Source organism: Pantoea sp. Ap-967 (assembly GCF_011752565.1).
In the GTDB taxonomy this organism is placed as follows: Bacteria; Pseudomonadota; Gammaproteobacteria; order Pseudomonadales; family Pseudomonadaceae; genus Aquipseudomonas.
Map to the genome: position 1 here is coordinate 1 of NZ_VWXK01000073.1, position 1,445 is coordinate 1,445.

At 57.0% G+C, this 1,445-nt stretch carries 1 protein-coding gene; it reads left to right on the plus strand.

Features of this window, described 5'->3' with window-relative positions:
* The first annotated feature begins 84 nt into the window (after positions 1–84).
* Positions 85–1,188 carry an IS110 family transposase gene (locus tag F3J45_RS29525; protein ID WP_167070871.1) on the plus strand — a complete coding sequence of 368 codons (1,104 nt, stop codon included), beginning with the start codon at positions 85–87 and terminating at the stop codon, positions 1,186–1,188.
* Positions 1,189–1,445 lie beyond the last annotated feature (257 nt).

Consider the following 1,445-nt stretch of genomic DNA (forward strand, 5'->3'; position numbering starts at 1 on the left):
TGTAATTAAATGGACTCGCCCCCGCCGAGGCATCACAGTGCCACGGTGGCGTTCTAAGAAGCCAACGGCAGCGAGGGCGAGACCATGAAAAAGCTTACGACGAAACACGATTGTGCGCCTTGTGCAGATGTAAATCTGTGCGAAAACCTCTGTGTTGATCTGGCCAAGCAAGTTTTTCAGCTTGCGGGTGATGACGGCACGGGCCGCGTGATCTACGAGGCCCGTATCAAGTCCCGTCAGGCTTTTCATGATCTGCTGAGTAAACTGCCGACCACCGTCACAGTGCTGATGGAAAGCGGTCCCGGCGCGCAAGCCTGGGCCAGGCTGCTGCAGGCCAAAGGCAATCCTGTAAGAATTTTGCCCGCACAGCGAGTAGCCGAACATCGCAGCGGAGCGAAGAATGATCGCAACGATGCTCATGCCATTCTTCGCGCCGGTCGTGATAGCAGCATCGCTTCAGTGCCGATAAAAAGCACCTTATCGCTGGCAATTCAGGCCCTTCATCGTGTGCGGCGTGGCAACATCAAGCGGCACACGGCTCTAGGCAACCAGATACGAGGTTTGTTGCTTGAGCACGGTATAGCCTTGGCTCAAGGCGATGCATCAATCAGCCAGCGCGTACCGAGAGTGCTTGAAGATGCATCTCTGCCCTTACCAGAAATGCTTCGTGAGCTGCTCGATGAGTTGCTGGCCGAATGGCGCTATCTGGGCGAGCGCATCGCTGTGCTGAGCGGGCGGCTCGAAGCTGCGGCACGGGACGACGGCGTCGCACGGCGACTAATCACGATTCGTGGCGTCGGCCCAATCATCGCCACCGCCATCGTGGCGAAACAGACAGAGCCAAGCCGCTTTGCCAGCAGTCGCATGTACTCCGCTTACTTCGGAATCGTACCCGACCAGCACAGTAGCGGCAGCAAAGTCAGGCTGGGCAAGATGAGCAAACGAGGCGATGGTTACATACGCAGTCTGATGATCCAGGGTGCGCATGCTGTCTTGAGTCAGTTGAAACCTGATTCCGATCAGCCAGACGATCGCCGCCTCTTGCGCTGGTTATCTCGCCTTGGTCGCAAGGAGGCGGCGATCAGACTGGCCAATCGAAATCTGCGAATCATCTGGTCATTGCTGCAGAGCGATCAGGTTTACCAACACAAGCCAAACAGCCGTCCGGAGGCTGCTATGAGCCTCTGACCAACCGAGTTACGCCACCGGGGCGCGAGCGCCCCAACCCCTGCTAGTGAACATCGACCCCTGGTAAGACCGTCGCAGAAAGATGCCTACGCTCCTACGGGCCCTTGTGGCCTCAATGTAATCGGCACACTGCGAGCTCACCCCGATGATGGCCAGAAGCGAATAGCTTCCTCGAACAGGCCTGATACATAGATGCAACCGGGTAACCATGTTCAAAAGCAGCTAGACAATGTTGGCGAGTCCATACATAGGAGCGG